Source organism: Paenibacillus paludis (assembly GCF_042610515.1).
Taxonomy (GTDB): Bacteria; Bacillota; Bacilli; order Paenibacillales; family Paenibacillaceae; genus Paenibacillus_AQ.
In genome coordinates this window covers 128855-146067 of sequence record NZ_JBGJZP010000009.1, presented here as the reverse complement: position 1 = coordinate 146067, position 17213 = coordinate 128855, and the positions used below count along the sequence as shown (strand labels likewise).

At 49.1% G+C, this 17213-nt stretch carries 13 protein-coding genes; 1 reads left to right on the top strand and 12 read right to left on the bottom strand.

The features are described from left to right. Positions 1-73 precede the first annotated feature (73 nt). Together ACAN56_RS18905 and ACAN56_RS18900 are read right to left on the bottom strand one after the other, a co-directional pair. On the bottom strand, positions 74-1060 hold the full coding sequence (locus ACAN56_RS18905; protein ID WP_379145163.1) for a glycoside hydrolase family 43 protein: 987 nt from the start codon (positions 1058-1060) through the stop codon (positions 74-76). A 48-nt stretch (positions 1061-1108) separates the two neighbouring features. Further along, complete coding sequence (locus tag ACAN56_RS18900) at positions 1109-2923, bottom strand: family 43 glycosylhydrolase (RefSeq protein WP_379144953.1); 1815 nt, start codon at positions 2921-2923, stop codon at positions 1109-1111. Between the two features lie 184 nt (positions 2924-3107). Between ACAN56_RS18900 and ACAN56_RS18895 the strand changes: the two genes are divergently transcribed. Beyond that, entirely contained in the window at positions 3108-3899 is a 792-nt protein-coding gene (locus ACAN56_RS18895; protein WP_038589895.1) for a helix-turn-helix transcriptional regulator, read from the top strand. Positions 3900-3940: 41 nt separating this feature from the next. On the opposite strand, the gene ACAN56_RS18890 is transcribed toward ACAN56_RS18895, so the two are convergent. The 10 genes from ACAN56_RS18890 to ACAN56_RS18845 all read right to left on the bottom strand — a co-directional run bounded on the left by ACAN56_RS18890 (position 3941) and on the right by ACAN56_RS18845 (position 17006). Continuing rightward, complete coding sequence (locus tag ACAN56_RS18890; protein WP_269322524.1) at positions 3941-4063, bottom strand: hypothetical protein; 123 nt, start codon at positions 4061-4063, stop codon at positions 3941-3943. A 121-nt stretch (positions 4064-4184) separates the two neighbouring features. Then, on the bottom strand, positions 4185-5699 hold the full coding sequence (locus ACAN56_RS18885; RefSeq protein WP_379144949.1) for a glycoside hydrolase family 43 protein: 1515 nt from the start codon (positions 5697-5699) through the stop codon (positions 4185-4187). A gap of 19 nt (positions 5700-5718) precedes the next feature. Continuing rightward, positions 5719-7155, bottom strand: a complete 1437-nt coding sequence (locus ACAN56_RS18880; protein ID WP_379144946.1) for a glycoside hydrolase family 43 protein — start codon at positions 7153-7155, stop codon at positions 5719-5721. Between the two features lie 44 nt (positions 7156-7199). Next, the gene (locus tag ACAN56_RS18875) at positions 7200-8222 is read right to left on the bottom strand and encodes an endo-1,4-beta-xylanase (RefSeq protein ID WP_379144944.1); all 1023 of its coding nucleotides are present in this window, start codon (positions 8220-8222) and stop codon (positions 7200-7202) included. Positions 8223-8316: 94 nt separating this feature from the next. Then, positions 8317-9840, bottom strand: a complete 1524-nt coding sequence (locus tag ACAN56_RS18870; protein ID WP_379144941.1) for a response regulator transcription factor — start codon at positions 9838-9840, stop codon at positions 8317-8319. After that, the gene (locus ACAN56_RS18865; protein WP_038589880.1) at positions 9833-11641 is read right to left on the bottom strand and encodes a sensor histidine kinase; all 1809 of its coding nucleotides are present in this window, start codon (positions 11639-11641) and stop codon (positions 9833-9835) included. The genes ACAN56_RS18870 and ACAN56_RS18865 overlap by 8 nt, the downstream gene beginning before the upstream one ends. Positions 11642-11665: 24 nt before the next feature. Then, complete coding sequence (locus tag ACAN56_RS18860) at positions 11666-13195, bottom strand: response regulator transcription factor (RefSeq protein ID WP_379144939.1); 1530 nt, start codon at positions 13193-13195, stop codon at positions 11666-11668. A gap of 127 nt (positions 13196-13322) precedes the next feature. Next, entirely contained in the window at positions 13323-14234 is a 912-nt protein-coding gene (locus ACAN56_RS18855; RefSeq protein WP_379144937.1) for a carbohydrate ABC transporter permease, read from the bottom strand. Between the two features lie 14 nt (positions 14235-14248). Next, positions 14249-15235, bottom strand: a complete 987-nt coding sequence (locus ACAN56_RS18850) for an ABC transporter permease (RefSeq protein WP_038589874.1) — start codon at positions 15233-15235, stop codon at positions 14249-14251. Between the two features lie 94 nt (positions 15236-15329). Continuing rightward, positions 15330-17006 carry a type 2 periplasmic-binding domain-containing protein gene (locus tag ACAN56_RS18845; protein WP_379144933.1) on the bottom strand — a complete coding sequence of 559 codons (1677 nt, stop codon included), beginning with the start codon at positions 17004-17006 and terminating at the stop codon, positions 15330-15332. Between the last annotated feature and the right edge of the window lie 207 nt (positions 17007-17213).

Below are 17213 nucleotides of genomic sequence, written 5' to 3'. Positions count from 1 at the left end.
ACCTTTGCTCCTCTCTGAATATTAGCGCTTACTTCTTTGTTTATTCGATCAGCAGAGGAAGTACTCCCTCTGCTTAATTGGAAGGGTACGGATTGAGGGGTTGAATTGTGCCGTCCGGGTTATACTTCAGCTCTGTATATTTGACACACCGCTTATGGTTGACGCCATCAGAGAGCGAGCAGTCATGATAGAACAGATACCATTTCTCTTCAAACTGTACAATCGAGTGATGGGTGGTCCAGCCGATCACAGGCGACAGAATTTCTCCCTTGAAGGTGAACGGGCCCATAGGCTGCTCACTGACGGCATATACCAGCGTATGCGTTGTGCCTGTTGAGTAAGACAGATAGTACAGCCCGTTATATTTATGGACCCATGGCCCTTCGAAATACCTCCGGTCCTCGTCGCCGGCAAGAATAGGCTTCCCTTCCACGTCCACAATGGAAATTTCCTGCGGCTGCTCCTCAAATGAGAGCATATCTTCACTCAGCACCGCTACACGCGGCCCGATCGCCGGCTTATCCAAGGCAGGCCCTTCTTGCTCAGGATTAAATTCTCCAGTCTGCCACTTCTCCAACTGCCCTCCCCAAAGACCGCCGAAATACATATAGGCCTGGTTGTCTTCATCGACAAAGACGGCAGGGTCTATGCTGTAGCTCCCTGGAATATACTCGGGTTGTGCCTGAAACGGACCTGCCGGAGAAGGAGAAGTCGCTACGCCAATACGGAAAATGCCTTCCTTGTCACGGGCAGGAAAAAATAAATAATAGGTATTATTTTTGTAAGCCGCATCCGGTGCCCACAACTGCTGCGAGGCCCAGGGAATGTCTCTCAGATGAAGAGCCTCCCCATGATCCACCACCGGTGAAGCCAGATTCTCCATCGAGAAAATATGATAGTCTTCCATTGCATATTGATCCCCGTTGTCATTGCTCGGTTCATCATGATCGAGATCGTGGGAAGGATAGATATAAATTTTACCTTCAAACACATGCGCGGACGGGTCTGCGGTATAGATATGGGTGACGAGAGGTTCGTTAGGCTTCGGAATTGATTTTATATTGCATCTCCTTTTTTATATTGTATATTTGATTGGAAACGTGGCGGTTTATCTCACGGTTACTTCTATAAATATCTTTTTCAGCTCCTGGTTCAGATCTTTATCCTCTGTCAGATCCAGGACCGGAACACCGTCAATGTCAAAATGCACGCGGCGCAAACCCGAGCTTCTCGGTCCGTCAATTTCCGGTCTTGCATGGTAGGCGTTCCAAATGACTCCATCCTCGTCTGTCACATAGGAATTGTGGCCTGGGCCATATTCCCCCGGCACGTTTCTTGAAGTCAGCAGTGGATAGTTCCCCTTGGTCCAACTGCAGATATCCAGTAAATCTGCACCCTTGTCTGCAGTTAAAAGCCCCACAACATAAGTTGCATCCACCGCTGCGCTGGCAAAGGTCAAAAATAATTTGTCATCGGTATAGAGAGCGAAGGGCCCTTCATCCACAAAGGTGTGATTATTGGCCCAGCCATAATCAGGTTTTGTCAAAAGCACCGGATCACTGGTCAGCTTCCACGGCTCCTGCGGGTCGATTGTGGCGATATAGATCCAAGCTCCAAGATCGACAGGCATGAACTGGCGCTCTGACCATGCGGCGTAATACTCTCCGTTCCATTGAATTACGGTCATATCAAGGGAAATGGTCTTCCCTGCTTCGCACAAATTCGTCCCGTCCTTCTTCACTACACGCCGGGGCATCGACCAATCGGCTGCGCACATCGGATTTCCGCCTGCCCGCAGTTTCATTAAATGTGACTCCTCATATAGAAATTCCCCCGGTGTTGCCGCATGAAAGAGATACAGCTCATCCTGAATGATATGAAATTCCGGCGCCCACAGCAGCCCGCCAATCTGCTCATACGTCTTCGAATCCAGAATCAATGCTTCCTCGGCATTTACCAGACCGGGGATGGTATCGGCTTCCCGCATATACAGCGTGTGATTTTGGTCCGCGTCGTTGGTGGCAATGAAATAATACTTCCCTTTCCATTTTGCAATGCAAGGGTCCGCACGGTCGAACGCAATTGGAAACGGGTAATGCTCCTGATGGACCTCACCGGAAATTCTGTAGGTTCCCGCCTTGTCCCATTCGATTTCGTCCGTATTCCAATTCACCCTTTTCAGCGCTTTAGTGCCGTCGCTGTACAGCGCCGTGGCCCGGATAGCCTTCACGTCCTCTTCCGATGCCGCTGTCACACGGTCCGGAACTTCAATTACAATGTTGGTCGGAACCGTAAGCTTACAGTAGAGCCTGCGGGCTACTTCCTTGGCTACAGGGATGTAGTTGCGCGGCAGAATCCCCTCAATATCGGCAAGCACTGTATCCAGGGTAAAAGGCAACACCGCTTCCGGTGCCGAGATATCCTTCAAGCTCATAATATTGGTTATAAAATTCTGATAACCATTCCCCAGCTCGTCGATCCAGCGGATCAGGTAGCCCTTCCGGTCGGTATCGTACTCGCAGGAAACTTCACTTACAAAGGTATCGGCCTTAAGCTCCAGCAGTCCAACCTCGCTGTATTGCAGCAAATCACCGGAAGAGAACAGTAACACTTTTCCCTTGCTCTGGGCATCGGTTTCGCCTTCTGCCTCCGTACGAACGGCGATCACCCCGAAATTCCCCTCGGAGGTGTGGAACAGATACGGATTCTTCAAGCTCTTGGCCCGTAGTGTACCATCCTCGTTCTCTGTCCCCTTGGCGAATAAAACGCCCGAATTATGGTTCAATTCTTGAAAAAAAAGCCCGTCATTGCTGTAAGCTAAATGCATGCTGTGTGCCAGTTTTGGAGCGTACACCATGTCCTCCTGCGGTAATCGAGTATAGCAAAGGATATAATTCCGATCTTCGTTTTGTTGTGGTATCATGAAACAAATGACCCTCCTTCATTATTGATGATTTCTAATTTCCATAAATTAGAAACTCAGTGACTTAATTTTGGATTTCGCCAAAATCCCCTTAATTTACAATATAAATTATAGAGAAGCACTGTAACTCTAACAATGACATTTACTGATCATTAATTGATCTATCCAAAGAAAGGAGAACCCAATGCCCACGATTCACTACGTAGAGTATGACGCTGCGCATTCTGACGATTTTGTGTACAGCATACCCGAAGGGCTGGATGCCTGGCTTCTGGTACTCACACAAACTGCGGCGTTGTTTGAAGTAAACGGAGAATTGAAGGAGTTTCCGGCCCACTCTGTTGTTCTATATCCGCCTAAGCACTACATCTATTACCGTGCTTGTTCCAAAAAGTACGTTAACGACTGGGTCCGTTTCGATGCGGACGAATCCTATATTACAGAAACCACTTTGCCTGTTGGTGTTCCATTCTCACTGCCAGACCCCGGCTATTGCCATCATTTGTTTCAACTGTTGACCCTGGAGAACACTTTTCAGAACGACTATCGCGAGATTTCCATCGACTACCTGTTCAGAATCTTCTTCAACAAGCTATTAGAAGCGTCCCAAGACAAGCTGAGTCCGCAATATTATAATCTTCTGGACTTACGCAAAACTCTGTACAACAACCCGGGCCACCCTTGGACCGTGTCAACGATGGCCGAGTATCTGCACATCAGCGCAGGCTATCTGCAGACCATCTATAAATCAACCTTCGGTATTTCCTGTATGGAGGACGTTATTCATTGCCGGATTCGGCTGGCCAAAGAAAAGCTTGGCTTTGGCCAGCACAAAATCGCCGAAATCGCGGCGCTCTGCGGCTATGTGAATGTGGAGCATTTCTGCAGGCAGTTCCGGCAGCTTACCGGCTATTCCCCCCGGGCCTACCGTGACAAGCTTTCCTCCAAAGAACCAAAAGCCCGGGCGGACCAATAACTTGAGAACGGCTCCCCAGTTTCAGCTTATATAGCTCTTTCTTATTTACTGAGTTCACCAAGGACAGGCAACGCCGCATCATCGCGCAAGAACAGAGGAATCTGCTCCAGGGGCGCATCCGGCATTCCCGGGAAGACCCAAACGTCTGCGGCATCCTCGCCCAACTCTCCGCCCGCCTTCGGTCACAACAATAAGAAAACCGGAAGAATGCGCCTCTGGATCTCATCACGTTATTTCCATATTGGACTGTCTGTGTTCTATCACTTGTATACTTCCGGGTCCAGCCTAACCCTGCCTGTGATAATGAAAATAATCGAAATCGGCATAACCGCCGGACTGTTTAGTTGCGTAATTGAACAGGCCAATCCGGTATCCCATAAAATGGTCCAGCGTATATTTCATATACAGTGTCCGGCCAATCGGCTTCCAAGCGGTTCCATCCTCCGAATAGAAGAAATCGGCCTGATCCAGACTATCCTCAAAATTGAAAACAATTCTGAGATAAACCTGGTCGCTGGTGAACTCCACACTCTCCACTGTCTCCTCGCCGCCGTCGCCGCCATTGACACACATGCCCACGTTGAACCGGCCTTGCTCCCCGGCTGCAATCCCAACAGTGCCGAACCCGTTTTGCAGGGCTACCATACCTGCCCGGTCGCCGGGCCGCAGGCCGGAGAGGTCCAGCACCGTCTCCGCGCTGCAGGCCGGACCTTCTGTACGTTGCGTCAGCGTATTGCGTGCCCATAGGATGCTGTCTGCTATTTGACCGGTGCGGAGCCGCAGAAAACCCGGCCGCTCAGTGACAGACCATAGCCCGTTGTCTGGATTATGGTTCCACTGCCAGTTCAGTGCCAGCCGGTTGTTTGCATAGTCGAACTCATCGCTGATGACAAGCGGCTTCGGCTCAGCGGCAGGAAGCTTCGTCGCAAAAACTTGAGACACTCTGCCGTTCTCCCCGACGACCGGCCAATCATTCTCCCAGCTCATGGGAAACACGCAGGGAATCCGTCCGACAGCATCATGATCCTGGAACAGCACCGTGTACCAATCGCCACCCAGAGTATCTACAATGCCGCCTTGCGCGACACCGTTATTATGGTAATCCAGATCATCATTCAGAATAATCTTCCGCTCATAAGGACCCAGAAGCTCGCGCGAACGGTAGCATAGCTGGCGTCTGCGCCGATTGCCGCTTCTTGGCCATTCAATAAAGAATAAATAGTAATAACCATTCAGCTTGTACGCATGACAACCCTCGATCCGCAGACCAATGTCTGTCCGTTCGCCTTCGAGCAGCAGTTGATCGATTCCACCTGGCTTCACAGCCGTAAGATCTTCCGTCAGCTCCTTAATACGGATACTACCATTACCGTAGATCACATAATTCTTGCTATCGTCATCCAGCAGCAAACTAGGGTCATGGTGAAGCCCCGGTATCACCGAACGCTCCCATATTCCGTGTTCAATATCCTCCGTGCGGTAGATATAGAACCGGTCCATGTCATTGGATGAAAAACAGACGTAGAATATCCCGTCCTTGTATCGAAGGGATGCCGCCCAAGAGCCTTTTCCGTAAATACCTTTTCCGTCCTGCAGCTGGTGGGCCTCGTTATCCTCAAAGGTATCATAGACATAATTCACAATTTCCCAATCGTTCAGGTTCACCGATTTCATAATCGGACAACCCGGCATGGAATGCATGCTGGTACTAACCATATAGAACACAGACCCAAACCGGATGACATCAACATCCGGGACATCTGCCCACATAACAGGATTGGTAATGATGGCGGTATTCAATATATTGGCCTCCTTGGGATTAACTCCGCTGCTCTATAAATCCCCAGTCTTCCAGCTCGAACAAGCCGGTCCCGCTCTCGCCCGCAAACACCAGATACAGGTGATGGACTCCTGCCGCTCCCTGGACCTCCGTCTTTAACTCCATCCGTTTCTCCGGCCCATTCGCGGCGGGAACGGACAGTTCGCCAATTAATAGACCTGCCGGTTCATCCAGATGCAGTTCGATGGTACCGCCGCCCTCAAGGCTTATGACGGAAGCACTGAATGCCCCTGCCCCTTTGCTGCCGAAATCGACCCCGGATAATCCGATCCAGTCACCATTGTCAATATCCGTTACAACCCGTTTTCCCACGACTGCCCCGAATTCCGTCTTTACGCCTGCGCTCCACCCTATTGTTGACGCTTGTACGCGTTGATACGGGCTTAAAAATTTGATTTGCTGCACACCTTTATAGTCTGCTTCAACACCCTGAATGGAACCATCCTCGTTATGAAAAAGACGGTTGAGATGCGTCGAACGGTAGCCGTTCGCAATTCCCTGTGCCTTGGACAATGTCTGTGCGTGATAGGCGATGTACCACTCGTCATGAAATTGGAAAATCGCATGATGGTTATTTCCGGATACTCCGAAGAAATGTCCCGGATTCTTCAGGAGCGTCTCGCGATAGATCCAGGGACCCATAGGATTTCTGCTCGTCATAAACGCGATTTCTCCCGCAGGAGGACTGCCTTCCGGACGTTCCCCGTAATAGAAATTTGAACAGTAGGTATAGTAGTAGACGCCTTCTCGCTTATGTATGCCGGCATCCTCGAACATGAAGGGGGCAGGAATAACCTCAGCAGTACCCAGTACGCTGGTCATGTCATCTCCCAGCTTCATGACCCGTGCTGTGCCAGGCTCCGCGAATTGTCCTTCCGGGACACCACCTCCGAAATAAATGTAGCCCTTGCCGTCATCATCGACCAGAACCGCCGGGTCAAATAGCCAGGTTACATCCTCGACTCCCGGAGTGGAGCGCAGAATCAGCGCCTCTCCGATGGGGTCGATCCATGGCCCCACCGGACTGTCACTCGACAGAACGCCGATGCCGCTGGCATTATTGGCGAAGTACAAGAAGAACTTGTCCTTGCCGTCAATCACTTTATGGACCGCCGCAGGCGCCCATGACTGGGTAGCCCACTTGGCCGCCCCTTCCGGCCCGGCCACCGCGATCTCGCCGTGATCGGTCCAGTTGACCAGATCGGCGGAGGAAATTACCGTAATCGTACGGATGCTGCTGTAAGAGTTTTCTTTTACCGTGCCGTTCCCATCGTACTCCAGCACGTCGTTGGTCATGTACAGATAGACCCTGTCCCCGAATACCAGGGCATAGGGATCGGCCCCGTATCTGTGCGCAACCAGCGGATTGCCGCTTGGCGGTACCTTTCCGACGGCCTGATTCATTTGCTGTGTCATTTGATTCCTCCATTGTTGTTAAGCGTTTCAAATTTCAGTGAATGTTATGATTTCGAAGCCGCCAGATCGACAAGCCGTCCGAACGAAGCTTTGGGCTGCTGGTGTTCGTCAAACAAAAAAGGCCAGTTTTTACGTCCGCGAACCGGGAAACCGTCCAGCCAGGTATAGTCATCAGCCACACCCCAAAATGTAACAGAATCAATAGCCTTTCTATATTCCAGCAGCAGGGCAAAAATCTCCGCATAACGTTCCTCCTGCAGCTTCAACATCTCATCTGTTGGCGCTTTCAAATCAGTTCGCTTGTCTTCGAACCGGAACATAGAGAGGTCCAGCTCTGTAATGTGGATTCTAACGCCAAGAGAAGCATACAGCTCAAGCGCACTGCGGATTTCGTCGATTGAAGGGCCATAGATATTCCAATGCGCCTGCATGCCTATCCCGTGAATCGGTGTATTTTGATCGAGCAAGCTGCGGACCAGCTTGTAGATTTTGTCGCGTTTGACAGGATCGGTCTCATTATAGTCGTTGTAGAACAGCAAGGCGTCCGGGTCTGCCTGATGGGCCATCTCAAAAGCCTGGCGGAGATAATCTTCTCCGATGATGTCCAGCCATTTGGTATCCCGCAGGTATTGATCGGACTTATCCTCGATGGCTTCATTGACCACATCCCAGGCATAGGCCCGCCCCCGGTATCGTCCTACAACCGTATTGATATGGGTTTGCAGACGGCTGAGCAGTTGCTCTCTGGTGCACGGCTCACCCGCCGAATTGCGGAACATCCAATCTCCTGTCTGATTATGCCAGAGAAGCGTATGGCCCCGGACTCCAATTTGATTGGCCTCCGCGAACTCAAAGATACGGTCGGATGCATCAAATGTATAGATTCCTTCCTGCGGCTGGACTTCCTCCGGCTTCATTATATTTTCCGCTGTAATGCTGTTGAAATGCTTGGCAATGAAAGGAGCTTGGGCAGATAAAATATCAGTGCTGACCGCAGCGCCAATTTTGAAGCCGTCCCGGAACAATTCATGCAATGCGGGTAACCCGCTGCTTGTCTGTGTAATCATCTAAAACCTCCTAATTTGAATGTTATCAGACAGTTAAGTCTATGATATCGCTTTTGTATGCGTTCACCATTACCAAATTAAAGAAATATACCCATCATCCTTCAGAGTGAGCCTGGTTGCGGTAAGCGACTGGTTTCAGCGCGGTCCGCTTCTCAAACTCTCTTAAAAAATGATGGTAATGCACATAACCCACATTCTCTGCAATGTTCCGCACGGTCTCGCCCGTTTCAATCAGCCGCTTTTGGGCTTGTTCGATGCGCAAATTATGAATATATTCGAGGATGCTGATTCCATTCTTCTTGATAAAAGCCTGGCCAAGATATACCGGATTGATATAAAATCGCTCCGCAATCTCTTTCACGGTCAGTGGCTTTGAATAATTGTCCTTCAAAAAATACTCCACCCGTATAAGCGGATGCTCGGAGCCGCGTTCCTTATGCTGCTTGATATATCCCATACATGAATTCAACAAAACCCGAAGGGTGTCCTCCAGCGCTCCGAGCGACTTTGGCTCTGTTTTAAAAAAGTCTAAAGAGTCGCTCCACTGCTCAGCCGTCCCTCCGAACTCCTGCACCAGCTCTATACTTTTCAGCATGATATCAACGCTGGTCATCTGTACAACTTCAGGCGCAGTCCTATTCTGTTTGAAAATCCTGAATATTTCCTTTAATTTATCCCAAGCTTTCTGCTCCTGCAATCTTTCCACTGCGCTCATCAGTTCCTCGGTCAGCTCTGCGGAAGGTAGATTATAGCTAAGCTCGCTCCGGGGGTTCGTGGCGGAATCAATAGGCCCGTCCGGCTCCGAATAGAAAAAATGGCGGGAAGCGGCCCTTGCAGCCACCATATAGGAGACAGGCAGCTCCCGAAGCGACCGCACACTTGGCCCAATGCTGACAGCCCCCTTCACACCGTTCCCTGACAATGACAGCTCGGCATGTACCCGCCTAGCCAGCTCCGCCGCTCGTGCTGAGCTATCCACAACAATTCCCGCCTGATCGCCGGACAAATCAATGAACAAGGCGCCCACCGAAACAGCCAGTTCCCGGCAGATTTCCGAGATACTGCTTTTGGGGCCATTTACATGTATATAAGTCCACCCCGAAACTGCCTCGTCCAGACGATCCATTTGTTCGGCAATCTCCTCTTCAGGCTCCGTCCACTGCCCTTCAAGCATACGGGCGATCGCAACGGGAAGAAGCTGGTTCGCCAGCATGTTCTGCTGCGTCTTCTGCTTCATGCGCGTTTCCAGCTCGTCCGTAATTGCAGCAAGCGCCTTCTCCCATTCCGCTTCTAGAACAGGCTTCAGCAAATAGTGTCTCACACCATAACGGATTGCTGTCCGCGCGTATTCAAACTCACCGTAACCGCTAAGGACGATGAAGATGGGCGGCTCCATATCCAACTGGCGTGCGCGCTTGATTAGCTCCAGTCCATCGATGCCGGGCATGCGGATATCTGTAATCACAAGGTCCGGAGAGCACTCAGTAACCGCAGTCAACGCTTCTTCCCCGTTCTCGCATACTCCGCAGATTTCAAAGCCCAGCTCCTCCCAATCGGTCAACGTTCTTAATCCCTCTAATGCAATCGTTTCATCATCAGCCAAAACCACTTTAAACATGAGATTCCTCCACTTTTGAAACCATTGCCAAATCTATGGGAATTTGAATGGTGATAGCCGTCCGTTCATACTCGATGCTTTCAATGGTAAACCCGGCTCTGTCGTCGTAATACATCATCAGGCGCTTATAAACATTTCGGAGCCCGATATTTTTACCGAATTCTTGCTCCGATTGCAGGTGGGACTCGATCCATTCCAGCTTCTCCTTCTCGATTCCCTTTCCGTTGTCAGTCACAACAATCATTAGACCTGCGTCGTTCATAGAAGCAGACACGTGAATCTTCCTTGCACCTTTGACCGACTGCAGGCCATGCTTGCAGGAATTCTCCACCAAAGCTTGTACGCTCATCTTGGGAATCCGGCAATTCAGCACGGCAGGGTCGATGTCCAGATCGTAAGTGAATCGGCTCTGAAAGCGGAATTTTTCAATTTGCAGATACATTTCAATAAAGGATATTTCTTCTTCGACGGTAATCAGATCGTCCTTCCAGCTTAGCAGCCTGCGCAGAATAAGAGCGAGATTCCGGATCACATCGGTGACCTCTTCATATTTGTATTTCTTGCAGATGACCAATATGGCATTCAATGTATTAAAGAGAAAATGCGGGTCCACCTGACTTTCCAAATACTTCAATTCAGCCCTTACCTGTTCAAGCTCAAGGTCCTTTTTCTGAATTTCCAGCTTATAGACATCATTGATCAAATTGCGAATTTTCTCCGTCATCAGATTGAAGCTGCGGATCAAGCCGCCGATTTCATCCTTCCCCTCATACATATCAATGTTCTCAAAATGTTCGTATTTGACGAGCTTCATATGTTTGTAGAGCAACCTTACCCGCAGATTATAAGATTGTATAATTACAATCATTAATAGTGTGGGAATAATTATCGTCAATACAGCAAAAATTAGTGAAACCCGAAGTGCCCGGCTCATCTCACCATTGCTTTTTCTGCTTTCCGGAGTTCCGATCAGCCTCCAGCCCTCTGTATATCCTGCACTGCCCAAAGTTCGGACTATCTGCTTGGACGGCTGGCTGTCGCCCGTGTCAACGTTTAACAAGGCGTTTTTATCCAGTGCGTAGAAGGATTGATCCGATTCCAACACAACACGGCTCTGCTCATCCAAGAGCTTGAACCGCAAATAGTCGCGCTCCTTCTGAAACAGCTCCTGGATATTGTTCAACCGCAGATCAATCCGCAGATATTTATGGTAGGGCTGTCCCGTAAAGTTATCCAATTTGCGGATAAGGCTGACAAACACCTCCTTTTGAGGCGGATTAAGCGGGTTGGTTCCCTGATACGCGGTTAACAGCACCTTGTCCGCACCACTGGAAATTTTGCGGTACCATTCACTCTCCTTGTCGCTGTCGGAGAACACAAAGTAGCTGCCGCCATTCTGGATGGTCGGATTCGTAGTATACACACCCATCCAATAAATATAGGAATGCAGAGTGCTGTATTGCCGCATCTTATCCCTTAGAACACTGTCATAGGCTTCATAATAAGCCTCGTTATCCGGAAAAGTATAATCCATTATTTCATTAAAGTTACTGTCTGCGGCGACCGTATTGCTTATCGCTACACATTCATTCACGATTTGCATGATATCATAGACTACGCGATCTACAGAGATCTCAAGATTGCCTCTTTCACGAGCATCTACATTACGGCTGATCTGAACATAAAAGAGGGCGTTAATGCTGAGAATGGGGACAAGTACGCACAGCAAATAGATAAACAGAAATTTATATTTGAGTGGAATATCGTTGACGAAGGCAGATGGTTTCCGTTTACCCTTCATGCCGCTTCCCTCCTCCCCTTTGAATTAGCCCTTTTTGTATACTGAAGGCGAGACGCCATTCAGCGCTTTGAACTTGGCAGCGAAGAAATCCGCGTCGGAATAGCCCACACGCCCCGCGACATCCGAAATGCACATATCCGTCCGGCGCAGCAGCTTCTTGGCTTCTTCAATGCGGTATTCATGGAGAAATTCGTTAAAGGAACTGCCATGGTGTTTCTTGATTCGTTGTCCCAGATAGGCGGAATTCACATGCAAGTGCTTCGCAATGTCCTGCAGCTTCAGCTTCTCCTGATAATGTGCCCGGACATAATCCATCGCCGCCGATACGATCTGGTCCTCCTGACGGTTGTCCGCTGCGGCGAACCATTCTGCAACCTCATGAAGTTCTTCCTCTGTCTGCCGCTCAAGCAGCGGCAAGCAGCAAGCGGTGACCCGGGGCGGAAACCACTTATTCGCCCATATGGCCGCTTCCCCTCCTCTAGCGTCGATTTCACGGAGCAGTTCTGCTTTGATATTGGCCAGAAAAGCGTCGATCCATGCATTTGAAGCAACATCACTCGAGAAAATTTTGAATATATCGCTCAATTGAGCGCTTAACCGGTCAAATTCCCCTTCCGTAACCGATTGCAGCAGCGATTTCCTCAGCCCTGCCGAAAGCGACGCCATTTGATCCTTGTCCTGTTCCCGAAAGAAACCAATATCGATGTTATCCAAGTCCGGTCGGTGTAATTCAGCCGCCAGCGCTTCATGATAGGCTGTATTCAGGAACTTCGCCCCGCGATGCTCCAGGCTTGCTGAGAAATGTACATGACCGCTGTATTCAGTCCGCACCTCATGGACCCAGCTCGCAATCATCTTCGGGTCAAGCACCGGGCCTTCCTGCGGGGAAACCAGCAAATAGCCATGCTTATGGCTTCCGGCTGTAAAAGGATAAGCGGTTATATTGCGGAACGGCTCCTTGGCGTTCATGGAACCAACCTGGCTTCGCAGCTGCATGCTGCCCGGCGAAGCACCCCGGGCCAATACACAGCATATCCGGGAATCGGGACGGATATTAAACGCCTTCGCCCCTGCCGCCAATTCTTCTTCTGGAGTGTTCTCCCGCATCAAAAGACGGGATATGGTTTCCATCTGCATGAAAGCGGAAACCGCTTCGCGCCTTGAAGCAACCTTGCGTTCAGCTTGTATTTGCTGGGCTACAGCCTGCAGTGCCTCTGTGAGTTCTTTTTCATCCAAGGGTTTCGTCAAATAGTTGGACACACCATACTTAAGAGCTTTTTTGGCATATTCAAAGTCAGCATACCCGCTAAAGATGATGAACTTAGGCTGGAAATCGCTTTCAGAAAATTTTTCAATAAGCTCCAGTCCGTCGATTACAGGCATGCGTACATCAGTTATGACCAAATCAGGCCGCGTGTTATGAATAAGCTGCAGCGCATCTTCGCCATCGAGAGCCTCGCCGCACACTTCAAAGTCCAGGTCCTCCCAGTCCAACAAAAATCGCAGCCCCTCCAACATCAGCGGCTCATCATCGGCAAACACTACCTTAAGCATTGTATCACCAACTTTATTTCTGAATTATGATTCCGATAAGCTGACCGTTATTGAAAAGAGAAACCGCTTCGGTCGCTGCCGAAACGGTTATTATTCACCTATGATCTATTTCAATAGATACGTCCAGTTATTCTTTGACACTTCCCAGGTTCAATCCTACCACGAAGTACTTCTGCAAGAAAGGGTATACGAACAAAATCGGCACGGCGGTAACAATGGTGATGGCTGCACGCATAGAAGCCGGTGTAACCAATGACTGCACCTGATTGTTCTGATTGCCAGCTATTAGCGAAGGATCATTATTCGTACTCATGATGGAACCGAGCAGCTTCATCATTTCATATTGCAGTGTGCTCAGCTTGATATCCGATGATGCGTACAGGAACGTGTCAAACCAGTTATTCCACGCGCCAACGGCAATGAGCAAAGCTATGGTTGCCAGCACAGGAGTACACAGCGGGAAAATGATTTTCCAGAAAATCCGGAAATCCCCCGCCCCGTCGATCTTCGCCGACTCCGTGAGACTGAATGGAAGGCCGCGGATATACGTCCGCATGATAATCAGGTTGAACGCGCTGACCAAGCTGGGAAGGATATAAACCCAAAAGCTATGAAGCAGGCCCAGCTCTTTAATCAGGAAGTAGTTCGGAATCAGCCCGGCATTGAAATACATGGTCAGGATGAACAGCATGCTGATTTTTTTACGAAAAATATATTGCGGCTGCGCCAGGGTATATGCCAGCATGGTGGTCAGAAAAACGCCGAATACTGTAGAGAGCACCGTGCGGGACACAGAGATAAAAGCGGCATGATAAATCGTCCCTGAAATAAAGACGGCTTTATAGTTCTCCAAGGTCCATTCACGGGGCCAGATATTGATTCCACCGGCAAGAGTGTCACTGCCGTCATTTAAAGAAACAGCCAGCGTGTGGAGGAATGGATAGAGCGTGATGGCAACCACAAAGAGCATAAATATCGTGTTAATCGTATGAAATACAACCGGCTCAATGCGGCTTGAACTTTTCGTCACTGCTTTCATATGGGCTTCCTCCTCTATACTAATCGCTCTTCGCCGAGGCGTCTTGCGATATAATTTGCGCTGAATACAAGAACGACACTGACGATGGTTTTGAAGATCCCTGCCGCCGTAGCCAGAGAGTAATTCCCCATAGAAATACCATACTTCAGTACAAAGATATCAATGGTCTGCGACCAGTCCACAGTGAGCCCGTTGCCAAGCAAATATTGGAGTTCAAAGCCGGCATCCAGAATATGTCCGATGTTCATAATCAGCAAAATAACGAATGTAGCCTTAATCCCCGGAAGTGTGACATAGCGCATCTTCTGAAAACGTTTGGCGCCGTCTATGGACGCTGCCTCATACAGAGAAGGATCGATCGAGGTAATGGCCGCCAGATAAATGATAGTACCCCAGCCCACCTCTTTCCACACGTTCGAAGCCCCGACAATGCCCCAGAAATATTTCCCTTCACTGAGCCACATAATCGGTTCTTTAATTAAATGAAGCTTCATTAAGATTATATTGACAATTCCATCATCAATCGACAGCGAAGTGGCAACGATGCCCGCCGCGATAACCCAGGACAAGAAGTGCGGCAAATACGAAATTGACTGAACGATACGTTTGAAAAACTTGACTTTGATCTCATTCAGCAGCAAAGCCAGGCCGATTGCTGTAACAGTACCAAGCACAAGGTTAATAAAGCTCATGGCAATCGTGTTGCGCAGCACCATCATAAAGGTCTCATCTTCAAATAAAAACTTAAACTGCTGCAAGCCTACCCATTCCTGCTTGCCGAAGGGTAGCGCCGGGCGGTAGTTCTGAAAGGCCATCAGCCAGCCCCAAATGGGAGCATAGTTAAAGATAATTAAATAAATAGCAAGCGGCACGGACATGAAAATAAGCTGCTTTTGCGTTTTTAGCGTTTTCCAGCTAAGGCTCACACCGATTTCCGGATCGACTCTGCGTTTTCTGGTCTTCTGTGTTTTGACCTGTTTGTCCAGTACGGTATCAGACATGTAGTGTTCCCCTCCTGTAAGATCATTCTCTCCATACTATCCGGATTAATGAAGAGCGGGAAATAGGATTTCCCGCTCTGTTTGCAGCTTTGAATTACTTCACGCTCCAGTTTTTGATGCGCAACTGGATTCCTTCATTTATCCGGTCTTCATATGCCTTGATATCCAGCTTTTGAATCTGCTTGACATAATCTTGCCAGACCTCTTCAAATTCAGCCGGACTGGCCATAATAGCCTTGGGCAAGTACTTGATCTGAAGGTCATTCAGCTTGGACTGCGCAAGCTGGGCTGCCGAACCGTCCTGAAGAACGATGGAGTAGGCAGGGAAGTAGATATTATTTTCTTTGGGTTCCTTGAAGAATTCAGACCATGATTTCTTGTTATACGCCTTCAGGATTTTCTGATCGTAAGGCTTCAGACTGTCGAAGAATTCCTGCGGCTGAGTTCCTGGATCTCCTGCATTTCCGTCGCTGTAGGTACCTTGAATTTTAGGCATATACCCATGCATGGTTGTGATTTTGTTAGCTACCTGCCAGCTTGTTTTATCTGCGTTCGCCCGTTGCTCCGGCGTCCGGTAGAATGTGCCGTCTTCCTTGACTTCATAATCTTCGCCTTTGATACCCCATTGAATCGTTTTCTGCCAATCTTCCGTAATCATCTGATCCCAGAATTTGATAATCCGGACAGGGTCCTTGGCATTGATTGAAATCCCGAATCCGCGGTTGGTGCCGACCGCTCCGCGGTCACGGTACCATTCCTCAGCGCCTGGATAGAGCAGTGGAAAGCCGATATACGTATTTTCAATTTTGCCTTGGGAGATTAAGGACTTTTCACCATCTTCAAAGTTCCAGTGCTGGTCGAACATACCGATGACCTTGCCGCTTGCGACTTTGGCCAAGTACTGGTCATAGTTCTGTACGAAGGCTTCCTTGTCCATCAAACCTTGATCGTTAATTTCATTAAGCTTCTTGTAATAGGTCTTGGAAATATCCTTATCAGCAAAAATCTGCGCTTTGTTGTTGTCTACAACAACGGCCCCGTCATTCGGATGGCCCGACAAGTGCTCAGGAGCATTCTGAAGCGGGAATACACGCCAGTCGAAGTTGAGCGATTCAAATCCGATCATATCCGGGTGTTTTTCTTTATATTTGGCAATGATATCGAAATACTCATCCAGGGTCTTCGGTGTCGGATATCCCATTTCCTCAAGTACGGCCTTCTGAAGCCAGAAGCCTGGTCCCTGGTAAGTCGGTTCAGTGATTTTACCTTGATATACGCCATAGCTCGGCAAAACATAGATGTGGCCGTCGGTCTCATCCTTGATCTGATTCCAGACTGCAGCATAATGTTTTTTCAGGTTTGGAGCGTGCTTCTCAATCAAATCCTCAAGCGGAATGTAAGCCTTGGCATTGATTAATTTGTCATCGCCCGACATAATGTCCGGGTAGTCTCCGCCGGCAATCATTACTCCCAGCTTCTGCTTCAGGTCGCCCACGAGAAATTCCATATTGAAGCTGACCCCGGTTTTTTCTTTGATCAGTTTGAGAATCTTGTTGTCGGCTGTAGGCTGCTGCCCGGGACCGCTCATAAATACCGAGAACGTTGCCGGTGAATTATCGTCCCCATTTGCCGCTGGACTAGCGGTTCCTCCATTGGCTGTATTGCTGTTCGTGCTGTTCGTGCTGTTCGAACTACAGCCGGTCACTGCCAGTGCTAGCGCGAATACACCGGCTGCTACTGCCTGGGCGGAACGTTTTGCCGTTTTGTGCATTTTGTTATGCCTCCCCTTTTTGGCTAGTTGCTTATATTGGTTCATTACCTGGTGACAACTATAATTATACCTCCCAAGAATGCGCTTCCAATTCATAAAATATAGTTCTTCCCCCCAAAAAATACGATAGAATGTAAGCGCTTGTTATTCATGTACTCCTTTGACTTGCTAAAGTACAAGGCTTGTCCATACCGGATTACCGAAATT

Bases quoted from the DNA above. Each gene is read 5' to 3' on its own strand.
- ACAN56_RS18900 (WP_379144953.1), bottom strand. From the start codon at position 2,923: ATGATACCACAACAAAACGAAGATCGGAATTATATCCTTTGCTATACT.
- ACAN56_RS18895 (WP_038589895.1), top strand. From the start codon at position 3,108: ATGCCCACGATTCACTACGTAGAGTATGACGCTGCGCATTCTGACGAT.
- ACAN56_RS18880 (WP_379144946.1), bottom strand. From the start codon at position 7,155: ATGACACAGCAAATGAATCAGGCCGTCGGAAAGGTACCGCCAAGCGGC.
- ACAN56_RS18875 (WP_379144944.1), bottom strand. From the start codon at position 8,222: ATGATTACACAGACAAGCAGCGGGTTACCCGCATTGCATGAATTGTTC.
- ACAN56_RS18870 (WP_379144941.1), bottom strand. From the start codon at position 9,840: ATGTTTAAAGTGGTTTTGGCTGATGATGAAACGATTGCATTAGAGGGA.
- ACAN56_RS18865 (WP_038589880.1), bottom strand. From the start codon at position 11,641: ATGAAGGGTAAACGGAAACCATCTGCCTTCGTCAACGATATTCCACTC.
- ACAN56_RS18860 (WP_379144939.1), bottom strand. From the start codon at position 13,195: ATGCTTAAGGTAGTGTTTGCCGATGATGAGCCGCTGATGTTGGAGGGG.
- ACAN56_RS18855 (WP_379144937.1), bottom strand. From the start codon at position 14,234: ATGAAAGCAGTGACGAAAAGTTCAAGCCGCATTGAGCCGGTTGTATTT.
- ACAN56_RS18850 (WP_038589874.1), bottom strand. From the start codon at position 15,235: ATGTCTGATACCGTACTGGACAAACAGGTCAAAACACAGAAGACCAGA.
- ACAN56_RS18845 (WP_379144933.1), bottom strand. From the start codon at position 17,006: ATGCACAAAACGGCAAAACGTTCCGCCCAGGCAGTAGCAGCCGGTGTA.